Source organism: Chroococcus sp. FPU101, assembly GCF_017312365.1.
Classification (GTDB): Bacteria; Cyanobacteriota; Cyanobacteriia; order Cyanobacteriales; family Microcystaceae; genus Chroococcus.
In genome coordinates this window covers 1-1,441 of sequence record NZ_BLJI01000097.1, presented here as the reverse complement: position 1 = coordinate 1,441, position 1,441 = coordinate 1, and the positions used below count along the sequence as shown (strand labels likewise).

Annotated in this window: 2 protein-coding genes and 1 pseudogene; 2 read left to right on the top strand and 1 reads right to left on the bottom strand. The window is 37.6% G+C overall.

Annotated features, from left to right (window positions below):
- Nucleotides 1-109: 109 nt before the first annotated feature.
- Both CFPU101_RS26425 and CFPU101_RS25195 read left to right on the top strand, forming a co-directional pair.
- Nucleotides 110-292 (top strand): annotated as a pseudogene (locus CFPU101_RS26425) (IS1 family transposase); the annotation flags it as partial.
- Nucleotides 293-514: 222 nt separating this feature from the next.
- On the top strand, nucleotides 515-1,219 hold the full coding sequence (locus tag CFPU101_RS25195; RefSeq protein WP_206818626.1) for a trans-aconitate 2-methyltransferase: 705 nt from the start codon (nucleotides 515-517) through the stop codon (nucleotides 1,217-1,219).
- Here the strand turns inward: CFPU101_RS25195 and CFPU101_RS25190 are convergent.
- Nucleotides 1,167-1,441, bottom strand: a 275-nt coding sequence (locus tag CFPU101_RS25190; RefSeq protein WP_206818624.1) for a hypothetical protein, incomplete at its 5' end; no start/stop codon positions are given. The two genes, CFPU101_RS25195 and CFPU101_RS25190, sit on opposite strands and share 53 nt — an antisense overlap.

The window sequence follows — 1,441 nt, the reverse complement described above, 5'->3', positions numbered from 1 at the left end:
TTTTTTAGTCTAAACTCCAGTTATGAGTCAAGCGTTTGAAATCGGTTATCCATAGATTTACTACACTACTGAAAAATACTATACGAATGAATAGAGAGCCTATTTAAGAAATTTGCCAAAGGAGAAACATAAAATCGGCAAAAGAAAAACTTACAAAATTGGAAGGAAGCATTTAGGATTAAGAATAAGAATTAAAAGATTACAAAGAAAGACGATTTGTTATTTAAGGTCAGAGGAAATGCACAATATTGTTATCGGACTGTTTATTAATCTGGTACTAGGAAAGGAGTAGCGATTAAAAGACGATCCACACTGAGCGTAAATATGACCCTTGTTTAAATCCTTCTCATTTTATCAAATTACTTAAACTTGACAGTTTAATAGGTTGAATAGACGAAGAATTTCAGTATAATCAATAGTTAGAAGGCTCAGTCTCTAGTAGAGACGGTACACTTGAGTCATCAGCAAGATGCGATCATAAATAATCTGCGGGCTCATCCACTGGAGTAAAGTAATGAAGGAGTGGTACAAGGAAGACTTTGCATACATTCATGATGTTGGTTACAGTGATTACGCTCTTAAGTCGGCTCCTGGCATACTCGAAATTTTGGCTCAAAACAGCATTCTAGAAGGTCTAGTAGTGGACTTGGGCTGTGGAAGTGGATTATCAGCATTAGAACTCACGAAGGCGCATTATCAGGTTCTGGGTGTAGATATTTCTGAGTCTCTTGTGGCAATTGCTCGAACCAGAGTTCCAAGTGCTGAATTTCGAGTTGAGTCACTGTTTAAGATTGATATTCCATTTTGTCATGCTGTAATCTCAATTGGTGAATGTCTCAACTACCTGTTTGACAGCGATAACAATTGTCAAACACTTATTCAACTTTTTGAACGTATTTACAACGCATTAGCTCCAAGAGGTGTTTTTATTTTTGACGTTGCAGAGCCAGATCAGGTGATAGAAGGAAACAAAATTAAAAATTTTACCGAGGGGGAGGATTGGTTAGTCCTCATTGAGAAAGAAGAAGATCAAGCCCAGGCAATACTAAGCCGTCGTATTATCACTCTGCGTAAGGTAGAAGAGTATTACAGGCGAGATGACAAATTACATTATTTGCGGTTGTACAAGGCAGCAGATCTTACTGAGAAATTGAGACAAGTCGGTTTTACTGTTTGGAGTACAAGTAAACTGTTGAGCGTCTCCTCAAAAAACTGCTAAAGTTATTTAGGTTATTAGCTAAGTAGCTATTTTCAATTCGACTTGCTGTTAGAGGGACGGTTAGATCGGGAGTTGTAGAGACGGATTCAATTGGCGGTACAATCCCTGTTTTGAAACCTTCTATTTGTAAATTCTTATATAGGTGATGTGGAGAAGCACCATTTCCTCCGATGCCTGTGCTTCCATAGGGATCATTTGAACCATGAATTAAACCATTCACTA

Coding starts and splice junctions, on each gene's coding strand:
- CFPU101_RS25195 (WP_206818626.1), top strand. CDS start 515: ATGAAGGAGTGGTACAAGGAAGACTTTGCATACATTCATGATGTTGGT.